This is a genomic window from Peribacillus simplex, from assembly GCF_030123325.1.
Lineage (GTDB): Bacteria > Bacillota > Bacilli > Bacillales > DSM-1321 > Peribacillus > Peribacillus simplex_D.
The window spans coordinates 3,732,457-3,754,525 of record NZ_CP126106.1 but is presented as its reverse complement, the minus strand read 5'-3'; the positions used below and the strand labels follow the sequence as shown (position 1 = coordinate 3,754,525).

27 protein-coding genes are annotated in these 22,069 nt (G+C 41.9%); 21 read left to right on the top strand and 6 right to left on the bottom strand.

The annotated features are described in order from the left end of the window. Positions 1-900 carry an alpha/beta hydrolase gene (locus tag QNH43_RS17720; protein ID WP_283915111.1) on the bottom strand — a complete coding sequence of 300 codons (900 nt, stop codon included), beginning with the start codon at positions 898-900 and terminating at the stop codon, positions 1-3. 130 nt (positions 901-1,030) lie between these two features. Between QNH43_RS17720 and QNH43_RS17715 the strand changes: the two genes are divergently transcribed. Then, positions 1,031-1,291, top strand: a complete 261-nt coding sequence (locus QNH43_RS17715; protein WP_098369883.1) for a YqkE family protein — start codon at positions 1,031-1,033, stop codon at positions 1,289-1,291. A gap of 160 nt (positions 1,292-1,451) precedes the next feature. Next, positions 1,452-1,889: a MarR family winged helix-turn-helix transcriptional regulator gene (locus tag QNH43_RS17710; RefSeq protein WP_076365513.1), complete on the top strand. Its 438-nt coding sequence runs from the start codon at positions 1,452-1,454 to the stop codon at positions 1,887-1,889. A gap of 44 nt (positions 1,890-1,933) precedes the next feature. Here the strand turns inward: QNH43_RS17710 and QNH43_RS17705 are convergent, their stop codons facing one another. From QNH43_RS17705 to mciZ, 3 genes are all read right to left on the bottom strand, one after another. Beyond that, positions 1,934-2,359 carry an Ohr family peroxiredoxin gene (locus QNH43_RS17705; RefSeq protein WP_053535641.1) on the bottom strand — a complete coding sequence of 142 codons (426 nt, stop codon included), beginning with the start codon at positions 2,357-2,359 and terminating at the stop codon, positions 1,934-1,936. 272 nt (positions 2,360-2,631) lie between these two features. Then, positions 2,632-3,540: an aldo/keto reductase gene (locus QNH43_RS17700; protein ID WP_283915110.1), complete on the bottom strand. Its 909-nt coding sequence runs from the start codon at positions 3,538-3,540 to the stop codon at positions 2,632-2,634. Positions 3,541-3,596: 56 nt separating this feature from the next. Beyond that, positions 3,597-3,758 carry a Z-ring formation inhibitor MciZ gene (gene mciZ / locus QNH43_RS17695; RefSeq protein WP_076365517.1) on the bottom strand — a complete coding sequence of 54 codons (162 nt, stop codon included), beginning with the start codon at positions 3,756-3,758 and terminating at the stop codon, positions 3,597-3,599. Positions 3,759-3,833: 75 nt separating this feature from the next. Between mciZ and QNH43_RS17690 the strand changes: the two genes are divergently transcribed. Together QNH43_RS17690 and QNH43_RS17685 are read left to right on the top strand one after the other, a co-directional pair. After that, positions 3,834-4,385: an NUDIX hydrolase gene (locus tag QNH43_RS17690; RefSeq protein ID WP_076365519.1), complete on the top strand. Its 552-nt coding sequence runs from the start codon at positions 3,834-3,836 to the stop codon at positions 4,383-4,385. Then, positions 4,386-5,567 carry an endonuclease Q family protein gene (locus QNH43_RS17685; RefSeq protein WP_283915109.1) on the top strand — a complete coding sequence of 394 codons (1,182 nt, stop codon included), beginning with the start codon at positions 4,386-4,388 and terminating at the stop codon, positions 5,565-5,567. Between the two features lie 36 nt (positions 5,568-5,603). On the opposite strand, the gene QNH43_RS27655 is transcribed toward QNH43_RS17685, so the two are convergent. Continuing rightward, positions 5,604-5,936, bottom strand: a complete 333-nt coding sequence (locus QNH43_RS27655) for a GNAT family N-acetyltransferase (protein ID WP_349654819.1) — start codon at positions 5,934-5,936, stop codon at positions 5,604-5,606. A 21-nt stretch (positions 5,937-5,957) separates the two neighbouring features. Further along, a complete protein-coding gene (locus tag QNH43_RS27650; protein ID WP_349654775.1) occupies positions 5,958-6,167 on the bottom strand; it encodes a GNAT family N-acetyltransferase in 210 nt (69 codons plus the stop codon). A gap of 139 nt (positions 6,168-6,306) precedes the next feature. Between QNH43_RS27650 and spoIIM the strand changes: the two genes are divergently transcribed. The 17 genes from spoIIM (at position 6,307) to lysA (ending at position 22,040) form a co-directional block, all read left to right on the top strand. Beyond that, positions 6,307-6,954: a stage II sporulation protein M gene (gene spoIIM, locus QNH43_RS17675; RefSeq protein ID WP_034308157.1), complete on the top strand. Its 648-nt coding sequence runs from the start codon at positions 6,307-6,309 to the stop codon at positions 6,952-6,954. 119 nt (positions 6,955-7,073) lie between these two features. Further along, entirely contained in the window at positions 7,074-7,523 is a 450-nt protein-coding gene (locus tag QNH43_RS17670; protein ID WP_034311309.1) for a ferric iron uptake transcriptional regulator, read from the top strand. Positions 7,524-7,688: 165 nt separating this feature from the next. Next, positions 7,689-7,919 (top strand): YqzK family protein, encoded by a 231-nt coding sequence (locus QNH43_RS17665; RefSeq protein WP_370662551.1) that lies wholly within the window; start codon positions 7,689-7,691, stop codon positions 7,917-7,919. 5 nt (positions 7,920-7,924) lie between these two features. Further along, on the top strand, positions 7,925-8,818 hold the full coding sequence (gene xerD, locus QNH43_RS17660; protein WP_076365525.1) for a site-specific tyrosine recombinase XerD: 894 nt from the start codon (positions 7,925-7,927) through the stop codon (positions 8,816-8,818). Between the two features lie 301 nt (positions 8,819-9,119). After that, positions 9,120-10,322, top strand: coding sequence for a phosphopentomutase (gene deoB / locus QNH43_RS17655; protein ID WP_283915108.1), 1,203 nt, complete (start codon positions 9,120-9,122; stop codon positions 10,320-10,322). Further along, a complete protein-coding gene (locus QNH43_RS17650) occupies positions 10,323-11,135 on the top strand; it encodes a purine-nucleoside phosphorylase (protein ID WP_283915107.1) in 813 nt (270 codons plus the stop codon). It abuts the gene before it with no gap. Between the two features lie 66 nt (positions 11,136-11,201). Beyond that, positions 11,202-12,506 carry a pyrimidine-nucleoside phosphorylase gene (locus QNH43_RS17645; RefSeq protein ID WP_283915106.1) on the top strand — a complete coding sequence of 435 codons (1,305 nt, stop codon included), beginning with the start codon at positions 11,202-11,204 and terminating at the stop codon, positions 12,504-12,506. A 197-nt stretch (positions 12,507-12,703) separates the two neighbouring features. Then, on the top strand, positions 12,704-13,870 hold the full coding sequence (locus tag QNH43_RS17640) for a D-alanyl-D-alanine carboxypeptidase family protein (RefSeq protein WP_076365533.1): 1,167 nt from the start codon (positions 12,704-12,706) through the stop codon (positions 13,868-13,870). A gap of 131 nt (positions 13,871-14,001) precedes the next feature. Continuing rightward, on the top strand, positions 14,002-14,352 hold the full coding sequence (gene spoIIAA, locus QNH43_RS17635; protein WP_076365535.1) for an anti-sigma F factor antagonist: 351 nt from the start codon (positions 14,002-14,004) through the stop codon (positions 14,350-14,352). Position 14,353: 1 nt separating this feature from the next. Then, positions 14,354-14,794 carry an anti-sigma F factor gene (gene spoIIAB / locus QNH43_RS17630; protein ID WP_034308139.1) on the top strand — a complete coding sequence of 147 codons (441 nt, stop codon included), beginning with the start codon at positions 14,354-14,356 and terminating at the stop codon, positions 14,792-14,794. 13 nt (positions 14,795-14,807) lie between these two features. Further along, positions 14,808-15,575, top strand: coding sequence for an RNA polymerase sporulation sigma factor SigF (sigF, locus tag QNH43_RS17625; RefSeq protein ID WP_034308137.1), 768 nt, complete (start codon positions 14,808-14,810; stop codon positions 15,573-15,575). Between the two features lie 283 nt (positions 15,576-15,858). Further along, positions 15,859-17,154, top strand: a complete 1,296-nt coding sequence (locus QNH43_RS17620) for an NCS2 family permease (protein ID WP_283915105.1) — start codon at positions 15,859-15,861, stop codon at positions 17,152-17,154. Positions 17,155-17,308: 154 nt separating this feature from the next. Continuing rightward, on the top strand, positions 17,309-17,929 hold the full coding sequence (locus QNH43_RS17615; RefSeq protein WP_283918392.1) for a stage V sporulation protein AA: 621 nt from the start codon (positions 17,309-17,311) through the stop codon (positions 17,927-17,929). Beyond that, a complete protein-coding gene (locus QNH43_RS17610; protein WP_076365544.1) occupies positions 17,919-18,341 on the top strand; it encodes a stage V sporulation protein AB in 423 nt (140 codons plus the stop codon). Before QNH43_RS17615 ends, QNH43_RS17610 begins: the two co-directional genes overlap by 11 nt. A 43-nt stretch (positions 18,342-18,384) precedes the next feature. Next, entirely contained in the window at positions 18,385-18,966 is a 582-nt protein-coding gene (locus QNH43_RS17605; protein ID WP_076365546.1) for a stage V sporulation protein SpoVABEA, read from the top strand. Positions 18,967-18,970: 4 nt separating this feature from the next. Next, positions 18,971-20,437 carry a spore germination protein gene (locus QNH43_RS17600; protein ID WP_397221697.1) on the top strand — a complete coding sequence of 489 codons (1,467 nt, stop codon included), beginning with the start codon at positions 18,971-18,973 and terminating at the stop codon, positions 20,435-20,437. Between the two features lie 274 nt (positions 20,438-20,711). Continuing rightward, on the top strand, positions 20,712-22,040 hold the full coding sequence (gene lysA, locus QNH43_RS17595) for a diaminopimelate decarboxylase (RefSeq protein ID WP_283915104.1): 1,329 nt from the start codon (positions 20,712-20,714) through the stop codon (positions 22,038-22,040). Positions 22,041-22,069: the final 29 nt, after the last annotated feature.

Genomic DNA, 22,069 nt, shown 5'->3' with positions numbered 1-22,069 from the left:
TCAGACAAGTTTTAGAAACTGATCGATTTGATCTTCATATTCTCTTGGATTTTCATTATAAGATTGAGCGTGGGCCCCCTTTTTAGCAATGTACAGCTGCTTTGGGCCCTCTTTTGCTGCATATAATTCCGCTGTCATGGAAGCGGGAATGAAACTATCATTTTCACTATGGATGAAGAGCACGGGGTTTCGGATATTTTTCATATAATCGATGGGTGACACTTCATTGGTCCAATACCCATCACGGAGTTTGATGAACGTACGCCCAAGCGGAAACACGGTCCAAGAGGGAAGTGGGACTACATGTTTAAGCTGGTGTTTGATCTGATCCTCGAAATTTGAAAATGGGCAGTCGGCAATGTAAAAATCAGCACCATCTTCAAGCATTCCGGCATATAAAAGCAGGGTTACAGCCCCCATGGATTCTCCATGAATGCCAATATGAAGGCCGGGACCTTTACGTCTTTTCAATTCATCGATTACGGCCTTCAGGTCGAATTTTTCATAATGTCCATAACTGCTCGTCTTGCCACCGGAATCCCCATGCCGGCGGTGGTCATAAATGATAGCATTGAAGCCCCGCTTAAGAAAAATATTCATGTACTTAATCGAATTGACTTTGTTCTCCGTGACACCATGAGAAATGACCACCCACTTATTGGTATCATGCGGTTCGATAAACAAGCATTTCAAGGAATATCCGGATGGTGACGATACCCAAATTTCCGTTTTAGGCAGATTATCAAAATCCTCCGTGATCAGGCGTTTAGCCATGATTTCACGATTCTGGATAAAATCATCTTCCTTCTTTTTCATATACATGATCCGATTGGAAAAATAAATGCCGACTCCGATGATATACGATAGGATTCCAGCCAGTGTAAACCACCATTTCTTCATGAGAGGTCCTCCTAGGTTGATTTTCTTTATTTTACCATGAGGGGAATGGGAAAACACTGTTTGAAAACCATGACGAGGAAAACGGCAGTCGTGATATAATAATTACATAAATGGCCAGGAGGTTTTAAGGGTGAAAAAGAAACAGCAGCGAAATCAAAATCAAAGCAAAAACCAAGATAAAGATTCATCTTCATTGAAACTTGGTGATATGATCAATCAAGATATCATGTCACAGCTTCGTCAAAAGCAAAAGGAACTTAATGAGGCTGAACAAGAAAAAAGGGCAGCGGAAGAAGAAAAAAAACGCGAAGAAAGAAAGCGGCGGGAGAAGAATAAATCATTCGAAGAACTATTGGGCGAAAGCAACCTGAACTGGAAGAACTATAAATGAAGAACAGGGAGCAGTTTTAGTTTAAGAGGGCTGGCTCCCTTTTCCCGTTCAGGAGACCATTCCTTGCTGATATTCCTTTATTTTATAAAGTATAACGATTATATTAAAGATAAGTTCGATATGCTTTCATATCGGATGGACTAAATTAGCTGGTGATAGGATGCAAAGAAAAATAGAAAAAGTACTGGAAGACCAATTATGTTTCCTGCTTTATGCAAGTTCAAGGGAAATGACGAAGAAATATAAACCGCTGCTTGATAAACTCGAAGTGACATATCCTCAATATCTTGTTCTTCTCCTATTATGGGAACAGGATACACTTACGGTAAAAAAACTAGGGGAGCTCCTTGCCCTCGACTCAGGAACGCTTACCCCCATGTTGAAACGAATGGAGCAGAATGGCTTGATTGTCCGTGAACGTTCGTCTGAGGATGAACGGTCTGTCATGATTAAGTTGACGGAAAAAGGACTTGGTTTACAGGAAGAGGCCTGTTTCATTCCAGATCGCATTTCGGCAATGTCGGGTGATGATAAGAAGGTGGTTGAGGATTTAAAAGCTTCGCTGCTCCAACTATTGAAAACATTACAGGAATTTTAGCAAAGAAAAGACGCTTGGTGATCCCAAGCGTCTTTTTGTCGGATTTAATCTACATCTATTTCAAAGGCGACGTCCACATTGCCATTGATTGCTTTTGAATAAGGACACATTTGATGCGCTTTATGAACAAGGGTTTCGAATGTCTCCTTGTCGACCCCGGACCCCTTCACGGCCAAAGTTACTGCCAAGCTGTACTGATGCATCTCACCCATCAAAAGACTGACGCTTGCGGTGACTTTGGAATCGAAAGAAACGCGTTCAATTTTACCAACTGATTGCAAAGCACTATCAAAACATGCAGCATATCCAGCTGCAAAAAGCTGTTCCGGATTGGATGCTTCAGGCATCTGTTTTGCCCTAGGTGTCCCAGGCATCGCAATATCAACCGTGAAGTTGCCGTCAGCAGAAATTGCCGTTCCTTCCCTTCCGCCATCAACTGTTACAGACGTTGTAAATAATGTTTTTGTCATCATTTTTTCTCCCTTAACTTCTTTTTATTTTAAATTGTGCACAATTAAATTGTACAATATTAAATTTGAAATGTCCAATGGGAAAGTAAAAACTTTGGTAATTAAATTGGTTGGAAAGGGATTAGACTGAGGGAAACTTGAAAGTGGTATAGAAGCAGTAAAAAAAATGAAGGAACGGAAAAAGGCTGCCTATCACGTTGGTTAAACGGAGATAGTGCAGCCTAAAGGTTGTCCTGACAGTCCTTTGAAACATTTAGTTTAGTTCTATTTTTTTACTCCCGGTGACTTTCATATTTGTTCGCTTTAGTCAACCGCTTCAAGATATCCAGCTCGGTTTTGGACAGTGAAGGGCTGTTAGCGGCCTGGCAGTTCTCGCGGAGTTGCTGTACTGAGCTTGCTCCTGGTACAACGGTAGCGACGCTTTGATGTGACAATACATATTGAAGTGCCGTTTCATTCAACTTCCTATCAGAAAGTTTGTCCTTTATTTGCGGAAGCAAATCTTTAAGTTCGTGATAGCTATAGTCAAGGTATCCATCCTCATTTGCCTTTTCAAGCATTTTTTCGCTGAGCAGCCCTTTGGCAAGGGGGCCACGGGCGATAATGCTGATCTGTTTATTGGCCAAAAGGGACAGCCACTCTTCTGGGCGGCGGTCGAGTAGATTAAACTGCATCATCACGGAATCAAGCTCAGACTTTTCAGTGAATTCCTTGATTACATTCGGACGAATCGAGGAAATTCCATAATGTCGGATATAGCCTTCTTTTTTCAAATCTTCAAATGCTTCTACCGTTTCCCCGATATTGTCTGAAATGGTGCCGCCATGTAATTGATAAAGATCAATATAATCAGTACCCAATCGCTTTAAGCTATCTTTTACTGCCGTTTTAATATAAGCGCCAGACGGATCCCAGCTCCAGGAATCTTTATTTTCATTCCAGCGGTTTCCGACCTTGGTGGCTATGTATACCTTATCTCGGACCGATTTTAAATTCTTTCCGACGATTTCTTCATTCATTCCGAAATCATATAAGTCAGCAGTATCAAAATAGTTGATTCCTTCATCTAAAGCGGCCTGTATGATTTCGGATGCTTGATTTTCAACAGTCCCCAATGACATGCAGCCGAGCCCGATTTCAGAAACTAGCAAGTCAGAATTTCCTAGTCTACGTTTTTTCATGTTATCCACTCCCTTTACATTCATTGTAAAGGAGAAATCCATTTCACTCAAAGAATTCACTTGATCCGTTTTAAAGGAGTGGGCGGCACTTGATCGTGTATGTCGGCAATCCAATCATTGATATAGACATATTGATTTTGTAATTGTTTTAGTTTTTGAAGGATTTCCCAACTCTTTCCGGATAAAGTAACGCTTTTTTCCAATACGTAAACTTTCATTAAATCGCCCTCCATCTCTATTATGGTAAAATGTATGAGGAATCATGCTGCAATTAGAACAGAGGAGTGGTCAGGATGAAAAAATTTGAAGAAAAAACGCTGTATTCGAAAAAAATCTTCACGGGAAAGGTAATCAGCCTGCAAGTGGATGATGTAGAGCTTCCAGATGGGAAAACGGGAAAACGTGAAATAATCAAACATCCGGGGGCGGTTGCCATCATAGCTCTCACGGCAGACAATAAAATCATCATGGTTGAGCAGTACCGTAAAGCGCTGGAGAGGAGCTTGGTGGAAATTCCTGCAGGAAAGCTGGAAGTAGGCGAGGAGCCGGTTCTGTCGGCTAAACGGGAGCTGGAAGAGGAGACAGGTTATGAATGTGAAAAAATGGAGCACATCATATCCTTCTATACATCCCCAGGTTTCGCCGATGAATTGGTCCACCTGTATGTGGCCCACAATTTGAAAAAGAAAGAAAATGCGGCCCCACTGGATGAAGATGAATTTGTCGAGATGCTTGAACTCACATTGGAGGAAGCTCAAACTTATATGGATGAAGGGAAAATCCAGGATGCCAAAACGGCATATGCAGTTCAGTATTTGCAGTTGAAAAAGGCGATGACATCATAAATGAAGGAATTTTATGCTGACCTGCATATCCATATAGGCAGAACGAGAAGCGGAAGGGCAGTGAAAATAACAGGTGCTAAAACGTTAACCTTCAGCAAAGTGCTGCAAGTGGCAAGTGAAAGGAAGGGCCTTGATCTAATCGGGATAATCGATTGCCATTCTCCTGAAATAATCGAAGAGATCGAAGCGGGGATTCTTGATGGCGAAATCACGGAAAAGATTGAAGGCGGACTTCAATACAAGAATACAACCATCATTCCAGGCACGGAGATTGAAATATATGATCAGAATTGTAATGGACCGATCCATGTCCTCGCCTATTTTCCCACTTTAAAAGCGATGAAGGAATTCTCCTCATGGATGAGCGGACATGTTAAAAATATCACCTTGAGCTCCCAAAGGATTTATTGTGATGGAAGAACGCTGCAAAAGATCGTGAAGTCACTGGGCGGCCTGTTTATCCCGGCACATGTTTTTACCCCATTTAAAAGCTTATATGGGAAAGGGGTGCGATCCAGTCTGACAGAAGTATTCGATCCGAAGCTAATTGATGCGATCGAACTTGGTTTAAGTTCAGATACAGAAATGGTCAAGGATATCGAGGAGTTGGACTCCTATGTATTCGTGACAAATTCCGATGCCCATTCGCTTGGGAAAATCGCCCGTGAATATCAAAAAGTTCTGCTTGAAGAACCAAGTTTCTATGAGCTGGCAAAAGCCCTTAAAGAAAAAGGGAATCGTAGGGTGACCGTTAATTATGGATTGAACCCCTTATTGGGAAAGTATCATCAAACCGTATGTTCAGGGTGTTTACACCAGGTATTGAGGGATGATGAACAATGTCCCGAGTGTGGTAATAAATCCATTATTAAAGGGGTATCGTCCAGGATCGAAGAACTCTCCATTTCCGAGTTGGACGGGAGAAACGGAAGGGAAAGGCCGCCGTATATCCATCAAGTGCCACTCGATTTCATCCCAGGACTCGGACCTAAATCCATGGAAAAACTGCTGGCGGCATTTGGAACTGAGATGAATATCCTTCATGAAGTTACGCTTGAACAGCTTAAGGAAATCGTTCCTGAAAAATTGGCGTGCTACATCGATTCTGCCAGAAAAGGGACGCTTTCTTTTGAAGTGGGGGGCGGAGGAAAGTACGGAAAGGTCAAAAAGGAATTAACCTGAAAAAAGTCCTGACAGATGAGATCTGTCAGGACTTTTTTAGTTTGTTGTTTTTGCATAAATGGAAGTGTCCCGCACTTCCTTGCCGTCTGCACTAAGGCAGTCATTACGCAAAATACCTTCAAGAGTATATCCCAGCCTCTCGGGAATCTGTTTGCTGGCAATATTATTAGGGTCACAGCGGATTTCGACTCGTTTTGCGCCATAATGGTAAAAGGCAAATTTAGTTAACTTTTCCACCGCCTCGGTTATGTAGCCTAGTTTACTGTATCTCGTATCAATCCAATAGCCAATTTCGAATTTAGGGATATCCCAGTTAATTCGGTGCAGACCCGTGGAGCCGATGAATTGATCGTCTTCTTTCCTATAAATATGGAGTCTGATATCCTCTTTTTAAATAAAGTCCGCAAAGGACTTAAGGACGTTCTGTTCAGAAGTTTCCAACGAAATATCTTGATGTGCAAACGGCAGCCACTGTTTCAATTCAGGTTTAGAATGGACAATGGCTTCGTAAAGGTCCAGGCCGTCGCCAGGCTGACAAGGTCTTAGATATAATCGTGGGGTTTCAATTTTTTCGGGAAAATCCATTAATATAGCTTTCATATCCTGCCTCCATATCATCGATATGGAAAATTATAACACAAATTAGGTTAAAGCCGTTCGGCTGATGGGGAAAGTTTTCTTAGCATAAATGAGAGAGTGAAAACATAGATTCTAGTAAGCGGAGTTGGGAGGATGAAAGATGAAAAAAAAATCTGTCGTACAAAATGCCGTAATGAAACATATTAACGAACATTCCTCATTATATGTCTTTATCACTGTGCTTTTTTTGATGGGTGTCATTTTTGGGGCAATATTGGTGAATAGTTTGAGCTTTACCCAAAAGGAAGACTTGTTCTATTATTTATCGCAATTTTTCGGACAAGTATCCAAGGGTGAATTTGCATCTTCGCATGATATGTTCAGCCAAAGTATTATGCATAATATAAAATATATCGGGGTCATCTGGATTCTCGGAATATCGGTCATCGGTTTGCCTGTCATCCTGGTTTTGTTATTTATAAAAGGAATGGTTGTTGGATTTACAGTCGGCTTTTTAGTCAATCAAATGGGATGGAGCGGGTTCTTATTATCGTTTGTCGCCATTCTGCCCCAAAATATATTCATCGTCCCGATATTCATCGTCATAACCGTCCTTGCGGTCTCACTATCAATGAAAATGATCAGCCGGATTTTCCTAAAGCAGGTTCGCGAACCGCTGAAGCCGATAATTTCACGATATATTTTCTCATTGGTTTTGTCGGGGTTATTTTTGATTACGGCTGCTGCGTTTGAAGCGTATCTATCCCCTTCTTTAATGAAAAATGTCGTAAGTTTATTGGGTCATTGATGGAAATATACCGTTCCCGCAAATTTTTTTATCATTAACAAGAAATCTATTTTGACAGTTTTCCCTCTTTTGATATAATGGATAGGATAGCGGCGCGGGAGGGAATATTAGGTATGGAAATAGAAAACAGAATTGATAGGATAAAAAAGCAGTTACACTCGTCCAGCTACAAATTAACGCCTCAGCGAGAAGCGACCGTCCGCGTTTTACTTGAGCATGAAGAGGATCATTTAAGCGCAGAAGACGTTTACCTCCTTGTCAAAGAAAAGTCGCCGGAAATTGGATTGGCAACAGTTTACCGTACGCTAGAGTTGCTGACTGAATTGAAGATAGTAGATAAAATTAACTTTGGAGACGGGGTTTCCCGTTATGATTTAAGACAAGAGGGAGCTGCGCATTTCCATCATCATCTTGTTTGTGTGGAATGTGGTGCGGTAGATGAGATCCAGGAAGACCTACTTGAAGACGTAGAAGACATTGTGGAACGCGACTGGAACTTCAAGATTAAAGACCATAGATTAACCTTTCATGGCATTTGTCATCGGTGTCATGACAAAGAAGAAAATTAAGGTGAATGAAGTCGGACCTTTTCCATTTAATGGAGAAGGTTTTCTGCATTTTAAAAACCCATTTTCTCAAGGAAGAGCTGTTTTTGTTTTCTCCTTTCCGAAACACGTATAAAACTTGTCCTGTTGGGCATAGATTGATACAAAGGATCGAATGGGAGGGGAAAGATGATGAAAACATCATTATCGCTTGTTTTGCACACGGCTAAAGTGATGGTTCTCTTTGTTAGCTTCACTGTTCTTTTTTATATAGGAATGGTATGGTTAAATCAGGAATATCAAAGTTATCATCGTTATGATGAACCGAAAGGCATGGCCGTAAAAGTATCAAAGGCTGTTGATACGGGTGATGATGCATGGCTTGAACGCTTAATGTTGTTTTATTTAAACGGGGAGTAATGAATATGGAGAATCAAATTAGGGATTTCATTCATTTTTTAACCATTGAAAAAGGACTTGCCAAGAATACGCTCGTCTCGTATGAGCGTGACTTAAGATCATATTGGAGCTATCTGAAAGATGTTGAAGCCATTGAAACTTGGAATGATTCAAGGCGGGTGAACATCCTGCATTTTCTCGTGCATTTGAAGGATCAAGGGAAATCATCGAAGACGGTGGCACGTCATATAGCTTCCATTCGGTCTTTTCATCAATTTCTTCTAAGGGAAAAAGTAACCGAGCAGGATCCGTCCATACATATAGAAACGCCAAAACCGGAACGAAACCTTCCAAAGGTATTAAGCATGGAAGAGGTTGAAGCACTATTGGAAGCCCCGAAGAAAATGGATGAATTCGGTTTACGCGATAAGGCGATGCTAGAACTGATGTATGCGACGGGTATGCGTGTCAGTGAGTTGATATCCATGGATGTGAGTGATGTCCATGCATCGATGGGTTTTGTCCGATGCGTAGGGAAAGGAAATAAAGAGAGAATCATTCCGATTGGACAAACTGCATTGGGTGCGATTGAACATTATATGGAAAGTTCCCGGGGGAAAATGGCCAGTCCCAAGCACAGGACAGATTCACTTTTTTTGAATCATCATGGAAACAGGCTGACAAGGCAGGGATTTTGGAAGATTCTAAAAAAACTTGTAAAATCGGCACAAATTGAAAAAGAAATTACACCGCATACACTAAGACATTCTTTCGCAACACATCTATTGATGAATGGGGCTGATTTACGTGCCGTCCAAGAAATGCTTGGTCATGCTGATATTTCGACAACTCAAATTTATACACATATAACGAACGTACGGATCAAGGATGTATATTCAAAATTCCATCCGCGAGCTTAAAAGAATAGTAGAATGATAGAAAAGGTTGTGAGTTTAACTGCGAGGCAGTTGGAGGAGCAGCCTTTTTTCTTCGTTTTCACTTGACTGCTATAAGGGCTGCAAATGATTCCAACGTGCATCTTGGGGCACTTTGTTTCATTCCGAAATATATTATTTGTCTCCATCATGGTAATCGTTTACAATGTAGAGAGGTCAGACTTCTGACGTTCTCGCGATTTCATTTAAATGAAGAGTAACTGAGCAGAATAAGGGTATTATAGAGAGTATAAAAAGTGATTTACTATTTTAGGAGGAATGACTCATGAAAGGGAATTCAGCATTTAAACGAATATTTGTAATAGTTATGGATTCAGTTGGGATTGGCGAAGCACCTGATGCAGATTTATTCGGCGATAAAGGGGCGGATACACTTGGCCATATAGCAGAAAGAATGAATGGATTGAACATGCCGACACTCGCTAAATTGGGTTTAGGCAATATCCGTGAAATCAAGGGGATTGATAAAGCTCAGCAACCTCTCGCATACTATACGAAAATGAAGGAAGCCTCTACAGGTAAAGATACGATGACTGGACATTGGGAAATCATGGGATTGAATATATCGACTCCATTCCGTGTATTTCCGGATGGTTTCCCGGAATTATTAGTCAATGAGCTCGAGGCGAAGATGGGTCGGGGAATTATTGGGAACGTCCCGGCAAGCGGCACGGAAATCATCGAAAGGCTTGGCGAGGAACATATGAAAACGGGTGCGCTGATCGTTTATACATCAGCTGATTCCGTATTGCAGATTGCTGCACATGAAGATATCGTCCCGATAGACGAATTATACAAGATTTGTGAAATTGCCCGTGAAGTGACAATGGCTGATGAGTTCAAGGTTGGACGCGTGATTGCCAGACCGTTCACAGGTGAACCAGGCAACTTTAAAAGAACGTCTAATCGTCATGATTATGCGTTGAAGCCTTTTAACCGGACGGTAATGGATGAATTGAAAGATTCTGGATATGATGTGCTCGCAATCGGGAAAATCTCTGATATCTTTGATGGGGAGGGCGTCACTGAATCATTGAGGACAGTATCCAATATGGATGGAATGGATAAATTAATCCAAACGGTAGAACAGGATTTCAAAGGGTTAAGTTTCCTTAACCTAGTCGACTTCGATGCTTTATACGGTCACCGCCGCGATCCAGAGGGATACGGAAAGGCATTGGAAGAATTCGATGCTCGGATGCCGGAAGTCCTTGATAAACTGAATGAGGATGATTTATTGATCATCACTGCCGATCACGGGAATGATCCGGTCCATGAAGGAACCGATCACACACGTGAATATGTTCCATTATTAGTTTATTCAAAACGATTTACGGAAGGTGCCGAACTCCCGATAAGAGATACATTTGCTGATATTGGGGCGACGGTCGCTGCTAATTTTGATGTGAAAATGCCTGCCTTTGGAAAAAATATATTGGGCGATTTAAATTTAGGGGAGATTAAATAGATGTTTAATAAAATAGAGACTGCTGCGTCATTTATAAAAAGTAAAATTGAAGGCACTCCGGAGATAGGACTGATTCTTGGTTCCGGGCTTGGTGTATTGGCGGATGAAATTGAAAATCCGATGACTATTCCATACCACGAAATCCCGGAATTCCCGGTATCGACTGTTGAGGGACACGCTGGACAGCTTGTCATTGGACAATTAAGTGGCAAAAAAGTTGTAGCCATGCAAGGACGTTTCCACTTTTATGAGGGGTATTCCATGGAGAAGGTCACTTTTCCTGTACGTGTAATGAAACTACTTGGCGTTGAGCAATTAATTGTAACGAATGCTGCGGGAAGCGTTAATGAAAGCTATGAACCAGGTGATTTGATGCTCATTACGGATCATATTAATTTGATGGGGGCAAATCCATTGATTGGTCCTAATGAAGAGCGTTTCGGCCCTAGATTCCCTGATATGTCGGAGGCTTATAATAAAGACCTTCGGACGCAGGCAAAAAAAATAGCAGCTTCACTAGGATTGGATATTAAAGAAGGTGTCTATATCGGAAATACAGGACCGACCTATGAGACACCGGCAGAAGTGAAAATGGCAAGGATCCTTGGCGGGGATGCAGTTGGTATGTCGACAGTTCCGGAAGTTATCGTAGCTAGGCATAGTGGTATGAAGGTGCTCGGAATTTCATGCCTTACAAATATGGCCGCAGGTATTCTTGATCAGCCATTGTCTCATGAAGAGGTTATTGAAACGACTGAAAAAGTGAAAAGCAGTTTTCTTGAATTTGTTAAGCATATCGTTAAAGACATATAAAACGAACAAAAAAATACAAGTACACCTAAAGAGATGCGGTGTCTTTGAAAAAGTGGGGATTCCAATATGAGAATGGTAGATTTAATTGAGAAAAAGCGTGATGGAAAGGCGCTTACTACGGAAGAAATACAGTTCATCATCAAAGGGTTTACCGATGGATCGATTCCGGATTACCAAATGAGCGCTTGGTCAATGGCAGTTTATTTCAAAGGCATGAATGAGAAGGAACGTGCTGATCTGACCATGGCAATGGTCGAATCAGGAGATCAAATTGATTTATCGATGATTGAAGGAATTAAGGTCGATAAACATTCAACAGGCGGTGTTGGTGATACCACGACTCTAGTGCTTGGACCATTGGTTGCTGCTGTAGGTGTTCCAGTGGCAAAGATGTCAGGACGCGGTCTTGGTCATACAGGCGGAACGATCGATAAGTTGGAGTCTGTAAAAGGATTTCATGTCGAAATAGAAAATGACGAGTTCATTCGACTTGTTAATAAAAATAAGATAGCTGTCATTGGACAAAGTGGTAACCTGACTCCAGCCGACAAAAAGTTATATGCATTGCGCGATGTTACGGCTACCGTAAACAGTATCGGTTTGATTGCTGGCTCGATCATGAGTAAGAAAATCGCCGCTGGTGCTGATGCAATCGTACTTGATGTTAAAACGGGAGCGGGCGCTTTCATGAAAACTCTCGAAGATTCCGAAGAGTTGGCCCATGCAATGGTTAGCATTGGAAACAATGTGGGACGAAACACGATGGCAGTCATTTCCGATATGAGCCAACCGTTGGGTTACGCAATCGGAAATGCTTTAGAAGTGAAGGAAGCCATCGATACGCTTAAAGGAGAGGGACCGGAAGATTTAACGGAACTTTCTTTAACACTAGGAAGCCATATGGTATACCTTGCCAAAAAGGCAAGCTCGCTGGAAGAAGCAAGAACCTTGCTGGAAAATGCGATTAAGGATGGTTCTGCACTTAACTCATTCAAGGTTTTCCTAGAAGCGCAGGGAGGCGATGGTTCGGTTGTGGATCAGCCGGAAAAACTACCGCAGGCTGCTCATACTTTCGAGCTGGAAGCGAAAGAGGACGGATATGTATCGGAAATCATCGCTGATGAAGTAGGAACGGCAGCCATGCTTTTAGGCGCCGGGCGTGCAACAAAAGAATCAGAGATTGATTTGGCAGTCGGACTGGTACTTCGTAAAAAAATCGGGGAAACCGTGGCAAAAGGTGAATCCCTAGTGACGATTTACAGCAATTTTGAAGATGTTTCAAAGGTAAAAGAAAAATTGTATGAAAGCATTGCGATTTCAAAAGAGAAAATAGAAAAACCTACATTGATCTATAAAGAGATTATGGAATGAACGTAAAAAGGCCGCTATTGAGCGGCTTTTTACGTTTATCTCATTGAATGTTAAAAGAGGATGCCCATGCGCATCCTCTTTTAATTTGGTTCACTTTGTTACCCTATATCCAGTATATGTTTCAAAATTCATCTTTATTTGTATAAAAATGGGTTTAATGGAAAAAATAAAATCTATAAAGATTGGAGGGTATGGAGATGAAGCGGATTCTTTCTCTATTTTTAACCGTTTTGGTAGCATTGGGTTTTAGCATCCCGCATACAAAAGCAGCTGAAGAAAAAGGGGTCGAATTGGCGGCAAATGCTAAATCCGCTATTTTGATTGAACGGGATACAGGTACTGTTCTCTATGATAAAAATGCAGATGTTCGTCTTTCACCGGCAAGCATGACGAAAATCATGACGATGCTGCTGATCATGGAAGCGATCGATAAAGGCGAACTTAGCATGAAGGAGAAAATCAGGACTAGTGAGTATGCAGCATCGATGGGCGGTTCCCAGATCTTTCTCGAGCCAGGTGAAGAAATGACCACAGAACAAATGCTCAAGGGCATCTCGATTGGTTCGGCGAATGATGCATCGGTGGCGATGGCTGAACGTCTAGCTGGATCGGAAGAAGAGTTTGTTAGGAAAATGAACAAAAAGGCGAAAGATCTCGGGTTGAAAAATACAAAGTTCCAAAACGCAACAGGCCTTCCTGTTAAAGATCATTACAGTTCGGCACATGATATGTCGATCATGGCAAAGGAATTATTGAAATACGATACGATTACAAGGTTCACGGGTACATATGAAGATTATCTCCGTGAAAATACCGAAAAGAAATTCTGGCTTGTCAACACGAACAGATTAGTGAAATTTTACCCTGGGGTCGATGGATTGAAGACAGGATTCACAAATGAAGCGAAGTATTGTTTGACAGCTACTGCTAAAAAAGGGAATATGCGTGTCATTGCTGTGGTTTTCGGAGCCGTTTCTCCAAAAGAACGAAACGCTCAGGTCACCAAGATGTTAGATTATGCATTTTCACAATACATCACATACCCGATTTATAAGCGCGGCGAGGTGTTAGGTGAAGCCAAGGTAAGTAAAGGACACAAAAAATCCGTGGTGGGGGTCACAAGTGAACCTATTTCAGTTTTGACAGCCAAAAACGGAACGGCAAAGGACTTTACAAAAAAAATTACGCTTGATAAAGATTTGGATGCCCCGATTAAAAAAGGCGATGAAATTGGTACGCTTGAATTGAAGAAAAACGGTAAGGTGTATGTCGAATCTCCGATCGTTGCGAAGGAAACTGTTGAAAATGCCAGCTGGTGGCAATTGTATAAAAGGGCTTTCGGCATGTTTACCCAGGCAAAATAGAATAAATTGTCGCATTGCCTGTTAATCGTACTAATTTAGGCGAAACTCCACTAGTTTTGCTAGTAAGGAGGAATCGGCAGGTGAAAAAGAGAATTTGACTCTTTATAAGACAGTGAAGGAGGCTGTATATAATGAGTCTTACGATTAATATGGAGGCGAAAAACAGCGTATTGTGCATTCGTCTCAAAGGTGATTTGGATCATCATACAGCAGAAAAGCTGAAAAACCAGGCAGAGGCAGCCATTCAAAAGCATAATATCAAACATATCATCCTTAACATGGAAGAATTGGATTTTATGGACAGTTCGGGGCTCGGAGTTATTTTAGGGCGCTATAAGCAGGTAAACAAAAAACAAGGTGAAATGGTGGTCTGTGCAATTTCTCCAGCAGTAAAGCGGTTATTTGAGATGTCAGGGTTGTTTAAAATTGTTAAAATGGAACTATCCGAAAAAAACGCTTTGCAAAGACTGGGGGTTGCCTAAGATGAAAAATAAAATGGAAACGAAATTTTCTGCACTTAGCCAAAATGAATCTTTTGCCAGGGTAACTGTTGCGGCTTTCATTGCCCAATTGGACCCGACGATGGATGAATTGACAGAGATCAAGACTGTCGTGTCAGAAGCCGTTACGAATTCGATTATCCATGGTTATGAAAGTGACCCGGAAGGTTGGGTCTACATTTCAGTGGTCATCGAAGGCGATACTGTGGAATTGACCATCCGGGATGAAGGACTGGGCATTGAAGACGTCGAGGAGGCTAAACAGCCGTTATTTACGACAAAACCCGAACTTGAACGTTCCGGTATGGGATTCACCATCATGGAAAACTTCATGGATGAAATCAATATAATTTCCCACAAGGGCGAAGGCACGATCATTCGATTAAAAAAGCACTTAACTACAAGCAGAGCTTTGTGCAATTAAGGGAGACTTGCATATGGATGTGGAGGTTAAAAACGAGAAGAGCAAGAAAGGCCAGCCCCATTTAAAAGATGAGGAATTGCGGAATTTAATCCAACGCAGCCAGAGCGGTGACCAAGATGCGAGGAACCTGATTGTCAACAGCAATCTGAGGCTTGTATGGTCAGTGGTGCAAAGATTCCTCAATCGAGGTTACGAACCGGATGACCTTTATCAAATAGGCTGTATTGGCCTGTTGAAGTCCGTGGATAAATTTGATTTATCGTTTGAAGTGAAATTCTCAACGTATGCGGTGCCTATGATCATTGGTGAAATCCAACGTTTTATCCGTGATGACGGGACGGTTAAAGTAAGCCGGTCATTAAAGGAAATGGCGAATAAAATTCGCAGGGCCAAAGAGGAACTTTCAAAAACGTATGGCCGTGTTCCGACTGTCAATGAATTGGCGGAACATCTAGAGCTGTCGCCAGAGGAAATCATCATGGCCCAAGAAGCTAGCAGGAGCCCTTCATCCATCCATGAAACGGTTTACGAAAATGATGGAGATCCGATTACTCTTCTTGACCAGATTGCCGACCATAATGAAACATCCTGGTTCGATCAAATCGCTTTGAAAGAAGCCATACATGAATTGAATGAACGTGAAAGGCTGATTGTTTTCCTGAGGTATTATAAAGATCAGACGCAATCGGAAGTGGCGGCAAGGCTTGGTATTTCCCAAGTCCAGGTGTCAAGGCTGGAAAAGAAGATTCTTCAGCAAATGAAAAACCACATGAATCAGTGATTCATGTGGTTTTTTTATTGAGCTGAAAATAAATCTTGATTTTAGGAAAAAGTAAAAGTGATTCCTTATCAGGTAGGGCGAAAATATGAATGGGGTCGAATTTTTAGTTGAATTTAAGAATAAAAACGAATATTATAGTAAAGGTCGCGTTTCTCATTCGTTTTTTATCTTTCTTTCAATGATTAACGATCAGGAAAAACGTCGATGCAGTACAATTTTAGGACACCTTGTCTTTTCGTGCAAACGGTTGTCGGTGTTTCCTTTAGATCTGGAGGTCTAAAATATGTTTTTGAAAAAGTTTTTCTCCCTGAAAGAAAATGGGACGGATGTCCGTACAGAAGTCATGGCGGGTGTTACGACATTTTTAACTATGGTTTATATCCTTATTGTGAATCCGGCTTTATTGTCTTCAATCGGAATTCCATTTGAACAAGTTTTCATGGCAACGGTCATATCAGCGGTGATTGGTACCCTTATCATGGGGCTTGTTGCAAAATACCCGATTGCGATAGCACCAGGAATGGGCTTGAATGCTTATTTTGCCAGCGTAGTGGGGGCACAGGGCCTTTCATACCAGACCGTATTCGGTACGGTTTTCATTGCCGGTTTGCTATTTCTATTAATTAGCGTGACAAGCTTGCGTAAAATGATAATTGATGCGATTCCTAACTCATTAAAATATGGCATCACATCCGGAATTGGTTTATTCATTGCGTTTATCGGATTGAAAAATGCCGGAATCGTAGTGCCTAATGAATCAACGATGGTTACGCTTGGTGATTTGCACCAGCCTGGAACCGTTTTAGCGTTAGCAGGGTTATTCATTACCTTGATTTTTATGGCCCGTAATATTAAAGGGGCAATTTTCATTGGTATGATCATTACGGCAATCATTGGCTACTTTATCGATTTGCTCAACTTTGATGGGGTCTTATCTGTGCCTCCAACACCGGTATTTTTCGATATCGATATTGCTGGGGTCTTCACGAATTCATTATATTCAATTGTTTTCGCCTTTTTACTTGTGACGATCTTTGATACGACAGGAACCTTGATTGGCGTGACGGAACAGGCTGGATTGACGAAGGATGGGAAAATCCCTCGTGCCAAGAAAGCCTTTTTAGGTGATGCGATCGCGACGACAGTCGGCTCGATGTTTGGTACAAGTCCTTCGACGGCCTATGTTGAATCGAGCACGGGAGTGGCCGCAGGCGGACGTACGGGATTAACCGCTACTGTCGTGGCAATCTTGTTTGCTGCATCGATTTTCTTTTCTCCATTGATATCGGCAATTTCTTCCGTTCAAGCAATCACAGCTCCCGTTTTGATCATTGTAGGATGTTTCATGATGGAAGGGCTGGCTAAAGTAAATTGGAAAATTTTCGATGAGGCATTTCCGGCATTTGCGATCATTTTAACGATGCCGCTTACTTCAAGTATATCTACAGGGATTGCAATCGGGTTCATTACATTTCCCCTTATGAAGGTATTCAGTGGAAAGGGAAAATCGGTACATCCCCTCATTTATATTTTTGGATTAATATTTTTGATTCAGCTGATTTTCTTCCCCACTCATTAATGTATATCTGTAATCAAAAAGACATGCTGTCATTGCAGCGTGTCTTTTTTTATTTTCAAATTAGTAATATTTGGACATGGTTCACTTCCTGCATTTTCAAACTGCTTCCAAACCATACTACTAGCATAAGGAAATAAAAGGTCGGGATGTGATGATAGTGGCAGTTGTATATATCAGGATGAGGAACCGTGTACAAGTAAAGGGAAATCAAACGGTGAGGATAAAAGATATTGCAAGGATAATCGGACCTGAAGAAGTGATTAACATTATTGAAGAAATTATATTATTAACGGTCAAGAAGGAAGATAAGAATATTATTGTCGTTGATTTGGCTCAAGTTATCGTGGCCATCCGCAAGATGGATCCGACTATTGAACTGGAGACATTCGGGCCCTCCCAAACGATCATCGAAATCATCCTCTCGAAAAAGAAAATGTCATACCTGACATTCGCCTTAGTTTGGTTTTTGTTATTTGTCGGCGGCGGGATGACGATCATGAATTTTCATGTGGATGTCAGCATGGGGGAAGTGCATCAAAAAATCTTCACTATAATCACGGGAAAAGTGGATGAAAAGCCGTTATTGATCCAAATCCCATATAGCTTCGGCCTTGGTATGGGCATGATTCTATTTTTTAATCACTTTTTTAAAAAACGCTTCAATGAGGAACCTAGTCCGCTCGAGGTTGAAATGTTCAACTATCAGCAGGATTTGGACAGTTATGTAATCATGAATGAAAATAAGGAGAATGTGCGACACCTTGATGACCGGTAAAATTATCTTTGGAATCTTTGTCGGTTTAGCCGGGGGTTTTGCGACAGGTGCCGGTTTTGTAGCGTTTTTAACTGTACTTGGGGTGATTCCGAGACTGACTCAGCTAACAAAAACAATGAAGATGATTCATTACTACGAAGGAGCCATCATTGCCGGCGTTGTCGCAGGAACATGGTTAGGATTACAGGAAACGGAACTTTCCCTCCCATATTTTTTATTAATTCCGATCGGTTTGGCTGACGGGATATTTAATGGAATGCTTGCTGCTGCCCTAACTGAAGTCCTGAATGTGTTTCCGGTTCTGTCAAAGCGAATCGGAATTCAAGAGAAAATCATTTATCTGTTAATGGCACTTGTATTGGGAAAAATAGCCGGATCATTATTCCAATGGATGTATTTAGTGGATTTATAGGTTTATGAGGTAACTATTCCTGATGATGAAAGGTAGGCCCAAGATGGTGACCAAACGAAAAGTGATATTGATTACGGATGGAGATGAGTATGCGAAACGGGCTGTCGAGCATGTAGCCAAGGAAATAGGGGGAAGGTGTATCTCGATGTCCCAAGGTAATCCATCACGATATACGGGCTTGGAGCTAGTTGAATTAATAAAAAAGGCGAAGTATGATCCTGTATTGGTCATGTTTGATGATAGCGGCTTTATCGGTGAAGGATCAGGCGAACAGGCAATGAAGGTAGTTGCCAGTCACCCTGATATTCATGTCCTTGGTGTGATAGCGGTCGCTTCAAAGACTAGAAGGGAAGAATGGACCAAGGTGGATATCTGTATTGACCGTGATGGTAACCTGACACCGAACGGGGTTGATAAATACGGCGCCGAAGAATTTGAACTCGGCAAGATAACTGGAGATACGGTGTATTGCATCGATCAATTACATGTTCCCATAGTAGTGGGGATAGGGGATATCGGAAAAATGTCCCATCAGGACGATTTTAAAAGAGGAGCACCGATAACGAAGCTAGCGGTGGAAATCATATTGGAAAGGAGTGGTCATGATGACTTCAGAAAAACCTGAAAACATGAAACCGATTCCGGATAGGGTAGCGGAAGTTGACGCATACATGGAAAAGAATGTAGGTCTGGGCGTCAGCTTCGACTTAGGTGTAAGAAGGATAAAGGTCCTAAGAAAAGATGTGCATCTATACTATATAAACGGGCTGACGGATACAGAGTACATCATTGATATCCTTGATTCTCTTATCCATAACAAAAATGCGGAAATCTTGACTACTAAAGTTTTTGATGCAGTCAAAGAGCTGCTTGTACACCAATCCGTTGAGGAAATAAAGACGATGGATGAGCTTGTTGATCAGGTATTATCCGGTTTAATAGTCGTTGTTGTTGATGGTAAACCAATAGGATTGGTTGTGGATGTCAGGAGTTATCCCGGGAGACAGCCAGTAGAACCCGATACGGAAAAAGTCGTCCGTGGATCAAGGGACGGTTTTGTCGAGAATATCATCATTAATACAGCGATAACCAGACGAAGAATCCGGGATGAAAGATTACGTTTCGAAATGTTGCATGTAGGGGAACGATCGAAATCGGATATATCCATCGGCTACATTAAAGATATTGCCGATCCGGATTTAATAGAAATCGTTCGTAAGGAATTGAATAGTATTGAAGTTGATGGCATAACGATGTCCGATAAAACGATCGAAGAGTTCATCGTCAAGCAAAAATATAACCCATACCCGCTTGTCAGATATACGGAACGGGCTGATGTGGCGGCAACGCATTTACTTGAGGGGCATGTCCTTATTTATGTGGATACGTCACCGAGTGTCATCATTACCCCGTCCACCCTTTTTCATCACATGCAGCACGCTGAGGAGTATCGGCAGGCACCTGCCGTTGGGACCTTGGTGCGCTGGGTCCGGTTTCTCGGGATTTTCGTTTCGTTATTCTTGCTGCCGATTTGGTTATTGTTTTGTTTAGAGCCTTCCCTCCTGCCGGAGAAGTTCGAGTATATCGGGCCGAATGATAAAACGCATATACCCATTGTGATCCAAATCTTCATTTCCGATATTGGGATAGAATTTCTAAGGATGGCAGCCGTTCATACCCCGACCCCGCTTTCTACGGCAATGGGCTTGGTTGCGGCAGTTTTGATAGGACAGATAGCGATAGATGTTGGTCTATTTGTTCCTGAGGTGGTTCTCTACGCTTCCGTAGCGACAATCGGTACATTTGTCACTCCAAGTTTAGAATTAGGAGTTGCAAATAAAATTTCCCGTTTAGTCCTGCTAGTATTGGTCGCTTTATTTAAAGTGCCTGGCCTAGTCATAGGCATCACACTCTACATTATTATGCTTACTAGTATAAAAACGTTAAATACGCCTTATTTATGGCCGCTTCTCCCGTTTCAGCCAAAGGCCCTGTCACATATAATATTAAGAAGACCTTATCCTGGCACTATAGAACGTCCGAGTATTGTACATCCCCAGGATCTATATAGGCAGCCGAGAAAATCTAAAGGTTGATGTTGTCGAAAAGTTGTGGTAATTTAATTTTATTCGGATAAAGAGGTATTGTTAGGCTTCACAAAGAGATAGAGCTACTATGACTCTTTGGAGTTTAAACCAATCTGTCTTTCCCTTCGAACTACCAAGCAGTCATAGAGAACAATATTTACATGGGATATCGATTCGGATGAGGCTTGTTCATATAGAGGGCCTTTTACAGCAGGGTTTCTTTATTTGTGGCTGCCTCATTTCTTATTAATCTTTAGTTTTAAGTCAGGAAGGTGAGGCTATCATGCATTTGTACGGAACCGGTGGTGTAAATGAACGTGGACATCTGGAGATTGGCGGAGTGGACACGATCGAATTGATCGAGCAATTTGGAACGCCATTATATGTTTATGATGTAGAGCTAATTCGCGAACGGGCAAGAGGGTTCAAGAGAACTTTTGAGGAATTGGGGATTTCAGCTCAAGTTGCTTACGCAAGTAAGGCCTTTTCTTCGATTGCCATGATCCAGTTGGCAGAGCAAGAAGGACTTTCTCTCGATGTTGTCTCAGCAGGGGAATTATATACGGCAATTAAGGCAAATTTCCCAACGGAACGGATTCACTTCCATGGAAATAACAAAAGTGAAGAAGAGCTACATATGGCTTTGGATCATGACATTGGCTGTATAGTAGTCGATAATTTTTCAGAGTTGACACTGTTGGAAGAAATTTGTACAAACCGTGAACAAAAGGTGAAAATCCTTCTTCGTGTAACACCTGGTATCGAAGCCCATACGCATGATTATATTTTGACAGGGCAAGAAGATTCGAAATTTGGTTTTGACCTTATCAACGGCCAGGCCGAAGCTGCCCTTCGGCAAGCGCTGCAAAGTGAATTCCTCGAAGTGCTGGGGCTTCACTGTCATATCGGTTCCCAGATCTTTCAAACGACCGGTTTCCTTCTTGCAGCCCAAAAAATTATCGGCAAGCTGAATGATTGGCACGGATCGGTAGGGTTTCAACCAAAGGTATTGAATCTCGGAGGTGGGTTCGGGATTCGGTATACACAAGAGGACGATCCGCTACCGGCGTCTCAATATGTTGAGGAAATCGTTAGGGAAGTGCAGAACCTGATTGCTGATTCTGATTTAGTGATGCCTGAAATCTGGATCGAACCTGGCCGTTCATTAGTCGGAGACGCCGGTGTGACACTGTACAAGGTCGGTTCTGAAAAGGAAGTTCCTAATGTCCGTAAATATATTGCCGTTGATGGGGGCATGAGTGATAATATACGTCCCGCACTTTACGAAGCGAAATATGATGCCATTCTAGCAAACCGGCCGCTTGACCCTGTAGAAGAGACAGTGTCCATTGCCGGGAAATGCTGTGAAAGCGGAGATATGTTGATTTGGGATTTACCATTGCCAAAAGCCGGCCGCGGTGATGTCTTGGCGGTATTTTGTACTGGGGCATATGGATATTCCATGTCGAATAATTACAATCGGATTCCAAGACCGGCTGTCGTCTTTGCCGAAAATGGAGAAGCCCGTTTGGTCATCAAACGTGAGACGTACGAAGATCTTATCCATTTGGATTTGGCCCTTCATCAAGCGGCAGTCGTCACTAAAGAATAGAAAAAAGGATGGCATTGGCCATCCTTTTT